Below are 16,768 nucleotides of genomic sequence, written 5' to 3' on the forward strand. Positions count from 1 at the left end.
TTGGTTTTTAACTGCTCTGATATTTAACTGCTTAATATAATTACCCGAATATAAGTACCGATTATGACCGACACAACAACCATCGGGCTGTTTTACGGCAGCTCCACTTGTTATACCGAAATGGCCGGCGAAAAAATCCGCAAGGCAATCGGAGAAGAGCGAGTGGATTTTTTTAATATCGCCGACACACCTTTAATCCAGACCCAATTTTACGATTACCTGATTTTTGGTATCCCCACATGGGACTACGGCGAGTTGCAGGAAAATTGGGAGGAAGTGTGGGATGAACTGGATACATTGGATTTCAGCGGCAAAAAAATTGCCATCTACGGATTGGGTGACCAAATTGGTTATCCCGAATGGTTTCTGGATGCGATGGGTTATTTGCACAGTAAACTTGTGCATCGCGGTGCAACACCCTGCGGTTATTGGCCACGTGCGGGTTATCAATTCGATGCATCCAAAGCGCTGACACCCGATGAAAATTATTTTGTCGGCCTCGCGCTTGACGATGAAAATGAATTTCAATTAAGCGATGCACGCATCCAACAATGGTGTGCGCAAGTATTGCAAGAATTTGGCTGTGAGTGATTCACCTTCTGTCGACCACGCCCAATTGCAATGGGATGAAGATGGTCAACCGGTTTCCAGTGTATTTGGCGATGTGTATTTCTCCAGTGCAAATGGGCTGGAAGAAACGCGCCATGTGTTTTTGCAACACAATCAACTCGCCGAACGTTGGCAGGCATTAACAGCGGGCGAGCATTTCACTATTGCGGAGACCGGCTTTGGTTCCGGCTTAAATTTTTTAGCCGCGTGGCAGCTGTGGTTAACCGCAGCACCGGCCAGCGCGCAATTACATTTTGTCAGTGTGGAAAAATTCCCGCTGACAAAAGCTGATTTACAAAGAGCCCTGGCGCTCTGGCCTGAACTTAATGAACTGGCGACGGAACTAATCAACGCTTATCCGGTATTTGTGGGTAAAGGTTTTCATCGGTTGGGCTTTATGGACAACCGCATCCAACTCACTTTGATTATTGATGATGGCGCTGCAGGTTTCGCGCAACTGCTAGCCACCTCGCACCCGGCATTTGCACACTACTGCGCAAAAGTGGATGCCTGGTTTTTAGATGGATTTGCTCCGTCTAAAAATCCACAAATGTGGAGCAACGAATTATTTACTGCAATTCGCCAGCTCAGTTATTGCGATACTACAGCTGCAACCTTCAGCGCAGCCGGTATTGTTAAACAGGGATTAAAACACGCTGGATTTGCAATTCAAAAAGTACCGGGTTTTGGCCGCAAGCGCGAGATGGTAAAAGCGCGCATGACACAAGCGCCAATCGCAGAGACTGAAGAGCTCTCGCAATATCGCAGTTATTCACCCTACCCCGTTCCCTGGACAATCAATAGCGCCGCTATTATTCCAACGGAAAAGCACGCCTGCATTATCGGTGGTGGATTGGCCGGCTGCACCAGTGCACGCGCGCTGGCAGAGCGAGGCTGGAAAATCACATTAGTAGAACGCCATGCAGCACTTGCGCAAGAAGCCTCAGGCAATCCGCAGGGCGTGCTTTACGCAAAGCTATCACCCAAAAATGAAGCGCAAGCAGAATTTAATTTACATGCGTTGCAGTTTGCACAGCAGTTTTATCACTCGCGCTGGAAAGCAATAGGTGAAGCCTGTGGTGTGTTGCAATTAGCGCACAGCGGATCAGAACAACAGCTACACGAACAATTGCGCAAAAAATTTTCCCATGCGCATGCTTTGGTACAATTTTTATCAGCCGCACAGGCGAGCGAGATTGCCGGGATAACACTGAACCACAGCGCGTTATATTTCCCACGCGCTGGCTGGATTAACCCTCGCCGGCTTTGCGAACATTTGACAGACCATCCTGCTATTGACGTTATTACCAATTGCGAAGTATTAACGCTGGAAAGAACAGCGGATGTTTGGCAAATCAATAATGATCTGAATTTGCGCGCGCCTGTTGTGATTATTGCCAATGCGCAGGATGCAAAAAATCTCGCACTCACAGCGCATTTACCTATCAAATCAATTCGCGGGCAAATCACTTATCTCCCTGAAACTATTCAGAGCAAAGAATTAAAAACGCTGGTTTGCAGTGAGGGTTATATTGGCCCAGCGGTTAATGGTCTGCATTGCACGGGTGCCACCTTTAATTTGAAAGATGAAAGCCCCGATGTTCGTGCGGAAGACCATCGCACCAACCTCCACAACTTGCATGCGCCCATGCCGGAACTGGCGAACGAATGGGAACAATTGGAAGTAGAGAACCTGCAAGGCCGCGTTGCCTTCCGCTGCACCCTGCCCGACTACTTGCCTTTAGTGGGTGCAGTTCCGGATGAGCAGGTGATGCTGGAGGATTTTTCCCCTTTGCGAAAAAATGCACGAGCGGCAATTTTAAAGTCGGGAAGTTATCACCAAGGTTTATTTATTAATATCGGCCATGGCTCACGCGGCCTGGCCTACACACCCTTATGCGCAGAATTACTTGCGGCGCACATTAATCAGGAAATCCAACCACTAGCACGCGAATTAGCCAACGCCTTAAACCCTGCACGGTTTTTAATCCGCGATCTGATTAAAAACAAACGCTAAGACGTTATTGTTTCGGCAATAGCGCGGTGCTTTTCCAGCAATTGTCTATACTCCTATGCATTCCATGAAAAGAGGTAATGCCATGCTGACCAACCGCACTTATGTTTTGGACGATGAAGTGGATTTTCTGCACAATTACTACGAGCGCCTGGTAGTGCAGGAGGTACATGACCAAAGTGAGAGGGTCCAACAGGGCGACCGGGATTTCCTCGCTGATGTAGCCTGTGTGGCATTAAATCGTCTGCCGCCGCGCTATATCCGCTACGATGTGGATATGACGTTTTTTATGTCTCCGCAGGATATGGTCGAGATCGAACGCAAAGTCAGTCAGGCTGTTACCGATGCGTTGAATTATGTGGAAAGCCGTGAGCGAGGCGAGTCACCGCGGTTACCACCAGTAGAAGTATCCCTTATATCTACCCGCGGCGATAAACCGGCAAAACCCACCAAGGCGGAAAAAGCAGCTGCCGATGAACCCAAACCTGCCAAGGCAGCGAAGACAAAATCGCCCAAGAAGAAATCCTGAGCGCTTTAAATAAAGATAAAGCAATCCAATTGAATCCAATAACCAAATAAACCTAATAAAGAGGCCAGCAATGGCCTTTTTTATTTTCTACCGGTTAAAGCTGGTTGGGGAATTTCAGAAATAACCTGCGAGCCGCTACCGCAGGCAATCACCGTACGCATCGCCTCTTCCACACTCACATGCGGCAGCAAATCTACGCACTCGGCCGATAAGTGATACACAAAACCTGAGGTAGGTATGGGCGCAGTAGGCGCATAGACCGTGTAATCACCGTTGGAATGCTTGGCTGTGATTATCGCCGTCACCGATACACCTGCTGCACGCCCCATCAAATAAGCACGACACACCTCACCCTTGAGCAGCGACGTATTTCCCTCGCCTCCCAACAATTGCGACACCACTTCGCGGATAGTTTTGTAGCCGGGTGCAAGGCGGGTCAGCCAGGCATCCAATTGATCGTGAACCCAGCCGCCTACGGTGGTTTTAATAAACAGGCCGATCATAAAACAGCCGGTCAACAGCAGGAGTACGCCGAGTACATCGGCCATAATATTGGTGAACGCCGTTTGTTCGATCAACCAATGGCTCAACGGTTGGATCATCGCGCGCACTAACCCCAACAGCCATTCCACCAGCCACAGGAATATCGCAATCGGCAGGATTACCATAAATCCACCGAGCAAGGTAATGCTGACAAACGAACGCAAACGCTTCATGATTAGAGCCTTTCTACAATAAAGATGGATTGACTGAGTGAACCAGTTTCTTTGCGCACTATTGTGCACCAGCTTACTGTTTATAGCGAACCTGCTACCAGCATCGGTACAGGCTGCCGCGCCGATTTCTTTTGAAATACTGGCCGAACGCACCCATAAACCGACACTGTTTACCCAGGGTTTATTAGTCGACGGCGATTATTTTTATGAGAGCAGCGGGCTTTACGATAAATCATTATTGGTGAGCTACCCCATTGCCGAACCCACCGGCACCTGGGCAAAGCTATCAGCTCCCTTCACGCAAAAGCAAAGCGTACCCGCCCGTTATTTTGCCGAGGGCCTGGCACTACTGGATAACAAACTGTATTTGCTAACCTGGCAAGAACAAACCCTGCTGATCTACGACAAAAGTACGCTTACCTATCAAAAAAGCCTCACCTACAAAGGCGAAGGCTGGGGGTTGACCAGCGATGACAAACAGCTGATCCGCAGCGATGGCAGCGATACTTTATATTTTCATAACCCAAGCGATTTTTCAGTTACCAAGACACTAAAAGTAACGGATGCAAACACCGCTGTTTCACGCTTGAACGAATTGGAATTTGCGCAAGGATTTATTTGGGCCAACATTTGGTACGACGACCGCATTCTCAAAATAGATCCTGCGACCGGAAAAATAATAGGGGAAGTTAATTTGTCAGGACTAAAACAAAAACTGAAACTTGATAATAGTGAGCAAGTATTGAACGGCATCGCGTGGGATGAGAAGCGGCATGCTTTCTGGGTGACAGGAAAAAACTGGCCGAAAATGTTTTTGATTCGTATCAAGCCCTGATAAAAAATACCCCGCACAGCGGGGTATTTTTACAGCCGTGTCGATGCCTCAAACTATTTTTTTGCCGGCATCGACTTTAACATCTCTGCCAAACCCGCACCGACCACAGCTGCACCACCCTGCGCCCAACCGCCATCAACCGGAATTACGGCACCGGTGATATAGCTCGCAAAATCTGAAGCCAAAAATAAACAGGCATTGGCGATATCATCGGTTGAACCCATACGTTGCAGCGGCACGGATTTGGTAACTGCTACACGCATACCTTCAGTAGGAGCCAAACGCGTCATGCCTTCGGTATTATCAATCGGCCCCGGAATAATCGAATTGATACGGACGCCTTCAACGCCCCACTCCAAACACAAGGTGCGGGTAATCATATCCACACCGGCTTTAGCCGCACATACATGGCTTTGCCCGGCCATTGGAATTATGGCTTGCGGTGCAGAAATATTAATAATAGATGCACCGGGTTTTTGCAGATGCGGGTAAACCGCTTGCATCACATGAAAAGTGCCGAGCAAATCAATTTCAATTACCGAGCGAAATCCGTTGGCCGACATTCCCGTCGCCAGTGCCGGAAAATTTCCCGCTGCACCGGAAACGACAACATCAAACTTTCCCCAAGCCGCCGCAATGTCTGCCACGCCGGTTTTAATCGCTTCAGGTTCACGTACATCTGCGGCAAACCCGCGTGCGTCAGCTGCACCGAATTTTTTTAGCGATTGAATCGTATCATCCACCTTTTCCTGCGCGCGACTCACTACCGCAACACGTGCACCTGCTTTGGCAAAGGTTTCCGCGATACCGCGATTGATACCGCTGGTGCCACCAACAACAAGGACATTCTTATTCTGAAAATCAAAAGGTGTACTCATAATATGTTTCCAAATTAAAACCGTGAAAAATCCGGTGCACGCTTTTCAAAAAAAGCAGTCACCGATTCTTTACATTCTTCCGAGCCCAAGCCTTCAGCAAAACCCGCATATTCCGCCTGCAATGAAGCATCCACGGCTGATGTGGTTCCCGCGCGCAACAATGCTTTGGAACGGCGTACCGCAGCAGGAGGTTGCTGGGCAAGCCGTTGAATTTTTGCACGTGCGTAATCGGTTAATTCATCCCAAGGTAACGCTTTGGTAACCAAGCCAAGATTCGCCGCGTCTGCACCGGAGAAAGGTTCACCTAATAAAAATAATTCTGCCGCTTTTTGTTGGCCGACCAAACGCGGCACCAAATAACTGCTCGCATATTCCGGACACAAACCCAAATTAACAAAGGGCAATTGCAACCGCGCATCATCAGCGGCGTAAACAAGATCGCAGTGCAATAGCAAGGTAGTACCTATCCCCACCGCATGACCACGCACAATCGCCACCACGGGTTTACCACAATCCCGCAAAGCGTTCATAAAACGCACTACCGGATGTTTATCATGAATCTCCGGATCATTCATAAAATCCAGCAGATCATTACCGCTGGTAAAAAACTCGTCAGTGCCGGTGAGCACCAGTACACGTACCTCCGCATCGGTATCAGCGCTGGCGATCAAATCGGCCAACGCCGCGTACATCGCGAGCGAGAGCGCATTTTTACGGTCGGGGCGATTCATACTCAGGGTCAGCACCCGGTTATCGAGCCGGGCAACTACTTGGGGAATGGGGCTGGCTATCATTGTCGAATCCTTGTTGGACATAAGTGGACTGAGTATAGACAAATCACCTGCCCCTGCGCAGACGACCATCACAAGCGGGGCGACCAGCCATAAAAGATGGCATCACCCACCCCCGGCGGGTACAATTCGCCACCTCCCGTATTTAGCTGCAGCGACCGAATTTACCCTATGAATATCCGCGAATTACTGAACCAGAAAGTCCTCAACGCCATGGCCGCCGTGGGTGTGCCTGCTGGGCTGCCCGCCCTGATTGCCCCTGGTAAAAAAGCCGGTTTTGGCGATTATCAAGCCAACTGTGCCATGGGCGCCGCTAAAGCAATGGGCACCAATCCACGCGAGCTGGCAGGCAAGATTGTCATGGCGCTGGATCTAGATGGAATTGCCGAAAAAGTAGAAATCGCCGGTCCGGGTTTTATCAATATCGACCTTAAACCCGAATGGCTGGGCGAGCAGATTGCAAAAGCGCAAACTGACGCACGCCTGCACGTTGAACAAGTCGCTGCGCCGCAAAATGTGGTAATCGATTATTCAGGTCCCAATCTCGCCAAAGAAATGCACGTCGGCCACCTGCGCTCCACCATCATCGGCGACTCACTCGCCCGCCTGTTGGAATTTCAGGGGCACAATGTCATCCGTCAAAACCATGTAGGCGATTGGGGCACGCAATTCGGTATGTTGATTGCCGAATTGGAAGAGCAATTGGGAGCCAAAGGCGATGAAGCTATGGCACTCAAAGATTTGGAAGTATTTTACCAACAGGCCAAGAAACATTTTGACGATGATGAAGCCTTCGCCAATAAAGCGCGCGATTACGTAGTACGCTTGCAATCCGGCGATACGCAAATGTTAAAACTGTGGGAACAATTCAAAACTATTTCACTGCACCACAGCAGCGAAATTTACCAACAACTGAATGTCACATTGAAAGATACCGATGTGCGCGGTGAAAGTTTTTACAATAACGATTTGGCACCGCTGGTAAAAGAATTACAGGACCAAGGCCTCGCAATAGAAAGTGACGGAGCTCAAGTGGTATTCTTGCAAGAATTGGCCGACAAAGAAGGCAATCCATCACCTGTCATTATCCAGAAGCAAGGCGGCGGTTTTTTGTATGCGACAACCGATTTGGCAGCGTTGCGCTATCGTGTAAAAACCTTGAATGCCAATCGCATTATGTATTTTATCGATGCACGCCAATCACTGCATATGCAGCAAGTGTTTACACTTTCACGCAAAGCAAAATTTGTAGGTGAATCCGTAAGCCTTGAACACCTGGCGTTTGGCACCATGATGGGTAGCGATGGTAAACCCTTTAAAACCCGCACCGGCGGTACCGTTAAACTTGCCGAGCTATTAGTCGAAGCAGTTGAACGCGCGACCACATTAGTAAGCGAAAAAAATTCCGAATTAACCAGCGATGAAGTCGCAGAGATTGGCCGCAAGGTTGGCATCGGCTCGGTGAAATATGCCGACCTGTGTAAAACCCGCACCAACGATTACGTATTCAGCTGGGAATCCATGCTCAGCTTTGAAGGCAACACCGCGCCCTATTTGCAATACGCATACACCCGCGTGCAAAGTATTTTCCGCAAAGCCGGTATCGCACCTGAATCATTGCAAAATGCCATTGTGATCGGAACAGAGCAGGAAAAAACTCTCGCCATCAAATTACTGCAATTTAGTGAGGTGTTAGATCAAGTAGCACGCGAGGCAATGCCACATCTGCTCTGTACCTACTTGTACGAAATCGCCAGCCTTTACATGACCTTCTATGAAGCTTGTCCAATTTTGAAAGAAGGTGTTGAACCGGAAATCCGCGATAGCCGTTTACGCTTGTGTCATTTGGTTGCGAGAACCATTGAGCAAGGATTGGATTTGTTAGGCATACAAGTAATGGAACGCATGTAACCAACTCATCTAAAAGCCCTATTCGATATCACTAATAACTAGTGCAATTAAATGTTAAGCTCATCAATAAGTTTTGCTTATTGATGAGCCATTTTCATAAAACAATATTCCCGGCATCTAAAACCGCAAAACTGCACGTTCTTTTTAAAATCGTATTAGTATCCCACCTTCCTCTTCCTATTATTTCTTGATGATATTCCCTTCAGGCATTCTGATTTATGCAGATGCACCGAGCAATACAGATGAAGGAATGATGAGAGCGGGACTGGTTACGCTTTAATTTTTAATATTTTTATACGCAAAAAGCCAAATGCGGATTGTTTTGGCAATATCCGTCACGCGCTTTTTGTTAACTTAAATTAATCTGAAGGAGACGGTTATGTTTGCAAGGCAGATAAAAAATATTTTCGGACTATCATCAGTTTCCATACTGCTCCTCGGGATGGTATCGACCAATGCTCACGCAGTGTTCATTGATTTTGATGATATTGCTGCACGTCCATCCGAGCCATTTACCGGTTGTTTTTGCGGTCACACACTCAGTAACGAATATGAGTCACAAGGACTGATTTTTAATGGATCCAGTAGCTGGTTAATTGGGGGAACATTACCAGATGGCACTAACCAGAATATTGTCTGGGGTTTAAACGGAATATCGCTGGAATTTACAGGCGCCCTGCCAAACTTTGTGAGTTTTAACATTCATGCTTCTTTGGAAGTGGAAGCGTCATATATGGACATCTATGGTGTAAATGGTTATTTATTCACCCATACAAGTTCAGGATGGCAAGGCACTGAAGAAAACAGCACACCTTATATACCGGGTGAACTTGTATCGATTAATGCTTCTGAAGGTATTACAGGAATGTATATTTATTCATTTTTTGGCTTACGCACCGGACCACAAATCGATAATCTGACATTTGAAACGAGAGCAGTGCCCGAGCCCTCAATATTTTTACTGCTGTTAACGGGACTTATGGGTATTTTTTGGAGAAGAACGAAAAAAATATAAGCGACGTTAGAAACCACTATTAAATATAAAGTAAATCCCAGTGACATCGGGATTTACTGTGGAGTAAGATTTTATAAAAAATCAGCATCTATCCTTCCACAAAATAACTCACACCATCATTTCCACCTTATCCTTTATTAAGATACCTGAATTGTCCATCTACTTATCTGAAGGAGGATTCACACTATCATTGCGGCAGCACCGTTGAGCGGCTGAATCCGGTTGCATCGGTGAATACATACTCAAATAATGCGGAATTTCTCACAAGCCTGCGCGGGGTGTTCCGATTATCACCCTGAGGGCTTGAAGCCACGGGGAAAATGTAATCTAATCCTGACTTATAATGATTGGCGACAGCACAATCCATAATTATTAGTTAGACCATGTCGGTAATACCTCGGTCAGATTTACCTCAATTCATAATAATGATCCGTATTTACGGAGGTAAAGATGAAACTTCTCAGCATTTTTCTCGCCGCCGCACTCATTCTGCTTGGCATTCGCTATGGCGTGCTTTATCTGGATAACCAGACCTTGCATCAGCAACTTGTGCAACAACAAACGGATTTTGATAATCGCCTGCAACAAGAACACGCCACCTATCAGAAGAAAATTGATGGCCTGCAAGATTTTATTAGCTTCGGGCAAAATGCATTACCTTCTGCAAACAAAACCACTGCTGCAAATCCAATCACGCCATCAACCAAAATGAATGAATTTGCCAGTATCCAGCAAGAAAACCTGAACCGTACATTGGAAAAAAAATACGCACTGCTGATGTCAAAACTGGCATTGGCTGGCCATGCACGTAATGAGCTGCAGGATTTATTATTGCAACGCGAGCAAATTTTAGGTGCAAGCAGTATTGGCTATTACTCATCGCAAGCGGATACCGAAGAGGCAATCCGTAAACAACAGGAAAGCCTGCTGGAAATTGATCGCCAGATTACGCTTCTGCTGCACTCAACGGAAGACAGAAAAACCTATGACTTGCTCAAAGATTCTGCTTACGAACAATATCAAATGAATAATTTTTTTGACCAAGTACAAGCCGACATTCCTATTCCCGCGGATAAACGCGAAACGCTTTTACTCAGCAAATTGGAACAAAAGCAGGAACTCACCCGTTATTTGGAAACTACAGGCCAAACCATTAATAAAGCATCAGCAGAGGAAAAGTCTTTTTTAATCGAAAAGACCTATGAAGCCTTACAAGATTATCAGGATAATTATTTAGCTACCGCACGGGCAAATTTAGGCAAGGCACAATATGACGCCTTACGCGAACACGAGCAGAAGCATTTTGAAGAAATGTGGGAGAGCTTGAAGGCAGGCTGGGGTGCGCAGTAATATTGCGCATCTGAACCAAGGTTAGCCGACTGTTACCATTTGAGTAATATCAGCAATATCTTTAGGAAAACCCATGAACAATACCACCTGTATTAATAACATAAAATTCACTGCCCCTATAACAACACTGGCAGCAACGCTCCTCGCAACATTGGTTGGCTGCCAACATGTTTCTCCGTCAATGCAACTCACCGGCTTGGCATTCGAGCAGAAACCCTTGGCTAATGCCCAGATTCAATTAATTGATTCAAATGGTAAACAATTACAGACGATCACAGATGCAGAGGGCCGATACCAATTACCACTGAACGGAATTAAATTCCCACTACTGCTTTCTGTAGTAGCTGATGGAAAAGCAGAAGATTGTATTAAGAACTCAACCTTGCGCCCCATCTGTATGGCAGCGGTAATTGAAAAGACTAATGATATTAAACAACAGGTTGGCAATATCAACCCACTCACTGACCGCATTGCATCCGATGTCGCTGTTACCCAAGGTTTTATTGGCCCGCAGCAGTGGGTTAACAGCGGAAAAGTTTCATCAAGCATCACCAACCAAATCGAAACTGCACGCGGTGAAGTTCGGGAAGGCTTTGCACAAGCGCTGCAATTATCGGGCGTCAGTGACCTGGTGCATTTTGATCCTGCGACTTATCCAATAAATCCAAATGATAAAGTCACCATACTTTTTTCCCTGATCCACCATAACCGCAATTACGATAACAATACCGGTGAGACCGGTCATACAACATTAACCGATATCAGTTTTCGCCCTATTACCGGTCTTCTTCCAAATGGCGCCTATGAAACTTTTAACCTGAGCCGTGCGCAACAAGAGTTACAAGAAATTCAAACAGCATCCAAACGCATTTTTATTGTAGGTGATTCAACATCCGCTGTTTATGAGCAATTGCGCTTTCCCCGTATGGGGTGGGGGCAAGCACTTGCCGCGCAATTCAAAACAGACAGCGGTGTAGCTGTAATTGTAGGTTCGCGTGCAGGCCGTAGCTCGCGCGATTTTTATAATGGCCGTTGGTTTGCACAGATGGAACCGCTAATCCAGGCAGGCGACTATGTCTTTATTAATCACGGCCACAACGATCAGAACTGCGATTCCAGCAGAGAATTGCGCGGGGCGGCTGACGTTAATAACCTTTGCACTTATCCCAATAATCCTGAAGGACAACCACAATTTCCAGGCGAGCAGCAAGAACTATCGTTTCAACACTCGCTGGAACGATATATAAAAATTGCGCGACAACACAATGCAATCCCAATTTTGTTTACGCCTACTGCGCGGATTAAAAATGCGCAAGGGCAACAAACCACACCGGTTGTACACAGCCATTTCATCAGTCAAAACCCGCAACGGCGTTATTTATTTGTTGGCGATTACACCCAAACAATTCTCAACACCGCTACCGCCAACGCAGTCCCACTTATTGATCTGGAAGAGGCCAGTATTAAATTTGCAAATAGCTTGGCAAAGGATGGCTGGAAAAACTATTGGTTAGTAGTTGATCCCGTCATCAATAGTTTTTATGCCAATGGTGTTGCAGGAAGTATCCAGGCACCGGACGGAACCCATTTCCAAAAGAATGGCGCGGAGGCAATTGCAGGATTGGTAGCGAAGGAAATTAAAGCCAATGTGGAATTGAAAGAGCTGGGGAAATTATTAAAATAAGATGTGCTGGAGGACATAGGATTTCCAGCCCTATGCCTACTGCTCTGTTAGCAGAGTATCTATTCTTTTCAAATGATCAATCAATAGTGAAGAGTTCAGGCTGAGCACAGAAAAATATTGTTCTGCCATGGGTGCAACACCGCAATTATTCGGCAGTTGCATTTGTTGTTCGATCATAAAATACAGGCGCGGCAAAAAAATAAACTGTAGCCATTGGGGAAATGTCATAGTATCAACGGCGAAGGGTTGTTCGCTGGCCAGGGCTTCTGCAGAAATCATTTCAATATCCCACAGCTGTAGCTCGCGCAATTCTTTCTCGATATCCATTAAGATTTCGGCGGCGGTGATGTGGATATTGTTCATAGAACATCTCATTTATTCAATGTTGGGCATGGCTGCCCAACCTACAGAGCGCTCCGTAGGTTGGGCAGCCATGTCCAACACATTTTTTATTTATGAATTGCCTGCGTAAACGGCGGCAACGAATTCAAAATCGCCTTACCATAACGCTTGGTAATAATCCGGCGATCCAGCAAACTTATCTTTCCCGTATCTGTTTCAGTACGCAACAATCGCCCACAAGCCTGGATTAATTTGAGCGATGCATCAGGCACAGTAATTTCCATAAACGCATTACCGCCGCGCGCCTCAACCCATTCAGACAAAGCTGCTTCGATAGGATCATCCGGCACAGCAAAAGGTAATTTGGCAATAATTACATGCGTACAATATTTACCGGGCAAATCCACACCTTCAGAAAAACTCGCCAGGCCAAACAGCACACTGCCTCGCCCTTCATCGAGACTTTTTTTATGCTGTACCAACATTTCCTGTTTGGAATTATCGCCCTGCACTAAAATGATATCGCGCAGGTCTTGCGGCATACCTTCAAATACATCGAGCATTTGTTTGCGCGATGAAAAAAGCACCAGAGTGCCGGCATCCGGATCAATCAAATTGGGTAAGTCATCAATAATCGCGAGGGTATGCACATCGGCATTGGTTGCTTCAACCGCGGTAGCGGGAATTTCCAGGGTTGCCTGTTGGAAATTAAATGGGCTTGGCACAACTTGATAGTGCGAATCGTTGGGAGTTCCTGCACGCATTTGAAAACGGTGAAAATTTCCCAGCGCCGTTAAGGTTGCCGAAGTAATCACGGCACCGCAGGCTTTTTCCCACAAACTGTATTCCAATGTTTTGGATGCGAGTATCGGGCTGGAGCAAACCTCAAGATCCATATTGCCACCCGCATCCACTGGGGTTAACCAACGCGCTTTAGGTACAGATGACGGCGTATCGGGTGTTGCGAAACTCGCCCACAAATCGCGGTTTGCATCGGCACGCGCTTGCCAGGTACCGAGGATGGGATAATGATTTTCCAAATCCACTTTGGGTACCGGACAATGCGCATCTTCCATCGCCTCGTTTATTTCATCGCACATTTTTTTGAGCAATTCACCCAGGCGATCAAACCCTTTGTAGAGTTCAACGCAGGGAATTATTAAATCCTGCGGCACTACACCATTATCAAAACGGTAGTGGGATTGGCGATCATCAAAGGCGATGGATTGGGCGAGCTGTTCAAATACGGGATACAACTGATCCAGGCGCTGCTTGCAATCGATTAACGCAGCGGGCAATTGCTCACCGTAACGATCTACATTGCCTGCCCCACTGATAACACCGAGCATCGCACCGAGGGATTTATTGCATTGATCCAACCATTTGCTGGTGGAGAGCATGCGGCTGTGATGAGCAAAGTGATTGAGCGCTTTTTGCGGCAGGTGATGGCCTTCGTCGAAGACATAAATCGTATCTTCCGGTGCGGGTAATATCGCGCCGCCACCCAAGGCCAAATCGGCAAGCACCAAATCGTGATTGGTAACAATGCAATCGACGGAGTGCATGGAATCCCGCGCTTTAAAAAAGCTGCATGCCGTCACGTTTGAACAACGGCGCCCGGTGCATTGACGATGATCCGTGGTAATAATTTGCCATTCGTTTTGCTCCAGCGCTTGCGGCCAGGTATCGCGCTCGCCATTCCATTTATTACCCGCAAGCGCGTCCATCATCGATTGGTAAAGTTTAATCCCCTGCGCGGAAACGCTGGGGAATTCATCTTCATAAAGCGCACGGGTTGGATTGATGCCGCTTTCGTATTCCGCAATCACATTATCAAGCTTGCTCAAACACAAATAGCGCCCCCGGCCTTTCGCCAGGGTAAACGAAAACGATAAACCACTATTGCGATGCAATTCAGGCAGGTCTTTATTAACAATTTGCTCTTGCAGCGCAACAGTAGCGGTCGATACCACCAGCTTTTTACCCAGCGCTTTAGCCATAACGATGGCAGGTAACAGATACGCGATGGTTTTTCCCGTACCTGTACCCGCTTCAACAACACAAATATGACCGCCGGCGCGCTCTACAATTTCACGGTGGTTTTCGTCATCCAGCTCGATACTGCCAAGGGTCTTGGCAATTTCGGCAATCATCAATTTTTGGCCGTAACGGGATTTTAAACCTTTGTTTTCCAAAAACTGGCTGTAAGCACCTTGAATCTGTTTTTTAAGCGCATCAGTTAGCATTCAGCAAGTTTACTCACTACCGGATTCGCGTAGATCGCCAAAGCAATGCTGCGCTGCTCTTCAGGAATGGTTTGCATGCGAGCCTCAAACTCTGCTTTTTCGGCAACTAATTGCGCAGGATTATAAGGCTGGTTTTTGGCACCGTAGTTAACCGCAGGTACTTTGCCGTGCAGAATTTCGTAGGCGAAGCAATTGGTCGCATGCAATACATAGTTGCACAGGATTTGGTGGTCCAGGGCGGCGACTAACTCATCGGTATCTTCATAGTTACCGTCCAGGACATCACCGAATGCCAAATGCACATTGCCTTTATTACCCGCAATGCCCATTGCAATACTTTTTACATCTTCATGCTCTTCTTTTTGATAACTGCCTTCGGTGCGCTGCAAATACAATTCGCGCGCTTTGGCAGCATCACAAGGATCAAGCTCGTAGGAAATAGAAACCGGAACTATGCGCAACTGGCGAATATAATCGGCAAGCGCTTCGGTTTTGGGTTTATTGAGCGCAATCATTCCCAGCACCGCAGAATTGGTTTTGTCGCAACCATCTTTTGCACGGCCTTCACGCTGTGCAATCCAGATGCTGGAGTGCTCATTGCAAATTGAGTGGTAGATATAACTCGATAAATATTTAGCGGCCTTTAATTTTTCACGCGGCGCTTTGGCCGAACGATTAACGATAAAACTTTTATTCAAGCGCATTAAATCCGACGCAAAAGGTTTGGTAAGCAAATTGTCACCAATCGCAATACGCAGCGTATTACTGTCGTTGTGATAAAGAACCCAGTTAACAAATGCCGGGTCCATCGCGATATCGCGGTGGTTGCTGATAAATAAATACGCCGTATTTTTATCCAGCTTTTCCAAACCTGATGAGGTCAGCGCTTTGACACGGGTCGTGATCATCGCCGCCATGTATTTCTCAACGACGTCCTGAAACCCCTTTACATCGCTTATGCCCGAAAGCTGTTGCATCAGCTTGGCGCGCACCACCGGTTTTAATAACCATCCCAACCAGCCGTGCAACGACGGAAATCTAAGACGGGTTACTGCATCGACCAATTCCGGATCGGCCAACATGCGATCCAATGTCGGGCGCACTTCATCATCGCGGTAGGGGCGGATATCATCAAATTCATTCATGGCGGGAGGTCATCACTCGAAGATCAACTGTAGCGTTAGGTCTGGCATCAATAGCCGTTAAGTCTGGCACAAAAATCGAGCACAAAACTGAAATTCAGGATTGTCGACCCGGGTGGCGCTATGGGCTTGGCTAAATGGCCGCACCCAGCGAAAATAGGCGCACAAAATACCGAAAAGAGCCACAAAATGCCACCAAAAACGCTGCTATCTGACGCCGATGCACCCTGCCCATGCGGCTCTCAAAAATGGTTACGCAATTGCTGCTTACCCTATATTGAGGGCAAACTGAACCCTGCAACGGCCGAGCAACTAATGCGCTCACGCTACAGCGCCCATGTAGTACTGGCGATTGATTATCTGTGGGAAACCTGGAGTCCCGAGCAACGCATCCGCTCATCGAAAGCGGATATTCGCGTTTGGGCTGAAAGCTGTGAATGGCTGGGGTTGCAAATCCTCTCAACCAAACAAGGCCAAGCAACTGACAGCGAGGGCATTGTGGAGTTCATTGCGCTGTTTCACCACAACGGAAAGCTGCAGCAACACCATGAAGCGTCGCAATTCAAAAAAGTTTTCAATAAATGGCTCTATGTTGATCACCAGCCATAAAATTGAAAAATACCGATGGCAAAGTGTGACTTATACGCCGATATGGACAAAAAACCACCGTTTATACAGGTATCTATTCGACTCATCGACTTTCGCT

General features: G+C 47.1%; 15 protein-coding genes. 9 read left to right on the top strand and 6 right to left on the bottom strand.

The window, feature by feature from the left end; genetic code table 11:
- Positions 1-63 precede the first annotated feature (63 nt).
- The 3 genes from fldB (at position 64) to AC1RJL_RS06710 (ending at position 3,152) form a co-directional block, all read left to right on the top strand.
- Entirely contained in the window at positions 64-591 is a 528-nt protein-coding gene (gene fldB / locus AC1RJL_RS06700; RefSeq protein ID WP_492912193.1) for a flavodoxin FldB, read from the top strand.
- A complete protein-coding gene (gene mnmC, locus AC1RJL_RS06705; RefSeq protein WP_492912195.1) occupies positions 584-2,626 on the top strand; it encodes a bifunctional tRNA (5-methylaminomethyl-2-thiouridine)(34)-methyltransferase MnmC2/FAD-dependent 5-carboxymethylaminomethyl-2-thiouridine(34) oxidoreductase MnmC1 in 2,043 nt (680 codons plus the stop codon). Before fldB ends, mnmC begins: the two co-directional genes overlap by 8 nt.
- 82 nt (positions 2,627-2,708) lie before the next feature.
- On the top strand, positions 2,709-3,152 hold the full coding sequence (locus tag AC1RJL_RS06710; protein ID WP_492912197.1) for a late competence development ComFB family protein: 444 nt from the start codon (positions 2,709-2,711) through the stop codon (positions 3,150-3,152).
- A gap of 80 nt (positions 3,153-3,232) precedes the next feature.
- Here AC1RJL_RS06710 and AC1RJL_RS06715 read toward each other — a convergent pair whose 3' ends face one another.
- Positions 3,233-3,868 (bottom strand): DUF502 domain-containing protein, encoded by a 636-nt coding sequence (locus AC1RJL_RS06715; protein ID WP_492912199.1) that lies wholly within the window; start codon positions 3,866-3,868, stop codon positions 3,233-3,235.
- Between the two features lie 37 nt (positions 3,869-3,905).
- On the opposite strand from AC1RJL_RS06715, the gene AC1RJL_RS06720 reads away from it, so the two are divergent.
- Positions 3,906-4,703, top strand: coding sequence for a glutaminyl-peptide cyclotransferase (locus tag AC1RJL_RS06720; RefSeq protein WP_492912201.1), 798 nt, complete (start codon positions 3,906-3,908; stop codon positions 4,701-4,703).
- A gap of 53 nt (positions 4,704-4,756) precedes the next feature.
- On the opposite strand, the gene AC1RJL_RS06725 is transcribed toward AC1RJL_RS06720, so the two are convergent.
- Positions 4,757-5,581 (bottom strand): SDR family oxidoreductase, encoded by an 825-nt coding sequence (locus AC1RJL_RS06725; RefSeq protein ID WP_492912203.1) that lies wholly within the window; start codon positions 5,579-5,581, stop codon positions 4,757-4,759.
- A gap of 14 nt (positions 5,582-5,595) precedes the next feature.
- On the bottom strand, positions 5,596-6,375 hold the full coding sequence (locus tag AC1RJL_RS06730) for an enoyl-CoA hydratase (RefSeq protein WP_492912205.1): 780 nt from the start codon (positions 6,373-6,375) through the stop codon (positions 5,596-5,598).
- A gap of 168 nt (positions 6,376-6,543) precedes the next feature.
- Between AC1RJL_RS06730 and argS the strand changes: the two genes are divergently transcribed.
- The 4 genes from argS (at position 6,544) to AC1RJL_RS06750 (ending at position 12,332) form a co-directional block, all read left to right on the top strand.
- Positions 6,544-8,283 carry an arginine--tRNA ligase gene (gene argS, locus AC1RJL_RS06735; protein ID WP_492912207.1) on the top strand — a complete coding sequence of 580 codons (1,740 nt, stop codon included), beginning with the start codon at positions 6,544-6,546 and terminating at the stop codon, positions 8,281-8,283.
- A 379-nt stretch (positions 8,284-8,662) separates the two neighbouring features.
- Positions 8,663-9,298, top strand: coding sequence for a PEP-CTERM sorting domain-containing protein (locus AC1RJL_RS06740; RefSeq protein WP_492912209.1), 636 nt, complete (start codon positions 8,663-8,665; stop codon positions 9,296-9,298).
- A gap of 450 nt (positions 9,299-9,748) precedes the next feature.
- Positions 9,749-10,648 carry a hypothetical protein gene (locus tag AC1RJL_RS06745; protein WP_492912211.1) on the top strand — a complete coding sequence of 300 codons (900 nt, stop codon included), beginning with the start codon at positions 9,749-9,751 and terminating at the stop codon, positions 10,646-10,648.
- Positions 10,649-10,721: 73 nt separating this feature from the next.
- Positions 10,722-12,332 carry a GDSL-type esterase/lipase family protein gene (locus AC1RJL_RS06750; protein WP_492912213.1) on the top strand — a complete coding sequence of 537 codons (1,611 nt, stop codon included), beginning with the start codon at positions 10,722-10,724 and terminating at the stop codon, positions 12,330-12,332.
- Positions 12,333-12,368: 36 nt separating this feature from the next.
- Here AC1RJL_RS06750 and AC1RJL_RS06755 read toward each other — a convergent pair whose 3' ends face one another.
- The 3 genes from AC1RJL_RS06755 to AC1RJL_RS06765 all read right to left on the bottom strand — a co-directional run bounded on the left by AC1RJL_RS06755 (position 12,369) and on the right by AC1RJL_RS06765 (position 16,065).
- Complete coding sequence (locus AC1RJL_RS06755) at positions 12,369-12,695, bottom strand: YqcC family protein (protein ID WP_492912215.1); 327 nt, start codon at positions 12,693-12,695, stop codon at positions 12,369-12,371.
- 86 nt (positions 12,696-12,781) lie between these two features.
- A complete protein-coding gene (dinG, locus tag AC1RJL_RS06760; protein WP_492912217.1) occupies positions 12,782-14,920 on the bottom strand; it encodes an ATP-dependent DNA helicase DinG in 2,139 nt (712 codons plus the stop codon).
- Positions 14,914-16,065: a 1-acyl-sn-glycerol-3-phosphate acyltransferase gene (locus AC1RJL_RS06765; protein ID WP_492912219.1), complete on the bottom strand. Its 1,152-nt coding sequence runs from the start codon at positions 16,063-16,065 to the stop codon at positions 14,914-14,916. The genes dinG and AC1RJL_RS06765 overlap by 7 nt, the downstream gene beginning before the upstream one ends.
- A 186-nt stretch (positions 16,066-16,251) precedes the next feature.
- Between AC1RJL_RS06765 and AC1RJL_RS06770 the strand changes: the two genes are divergently transcribed.
- Positions 16,252-16,671 carry a YchJ family protein gene (locus AC1RJL_RS06770; protein ID WP_492912221.1) on the top strand — a complete coding sequence of 140 codons (420 nt, stop codon included), beginning with the start codon at positions 16,252-16,254 and terminating at the stop codon, positions 16,669-16,671.
- Positions 16,672-16,768: the final 97 nt, after the last annotated feature.

This window comes from Cellvibrio sp. GW822-FHT04B05 (assembly GCF_058800985.1).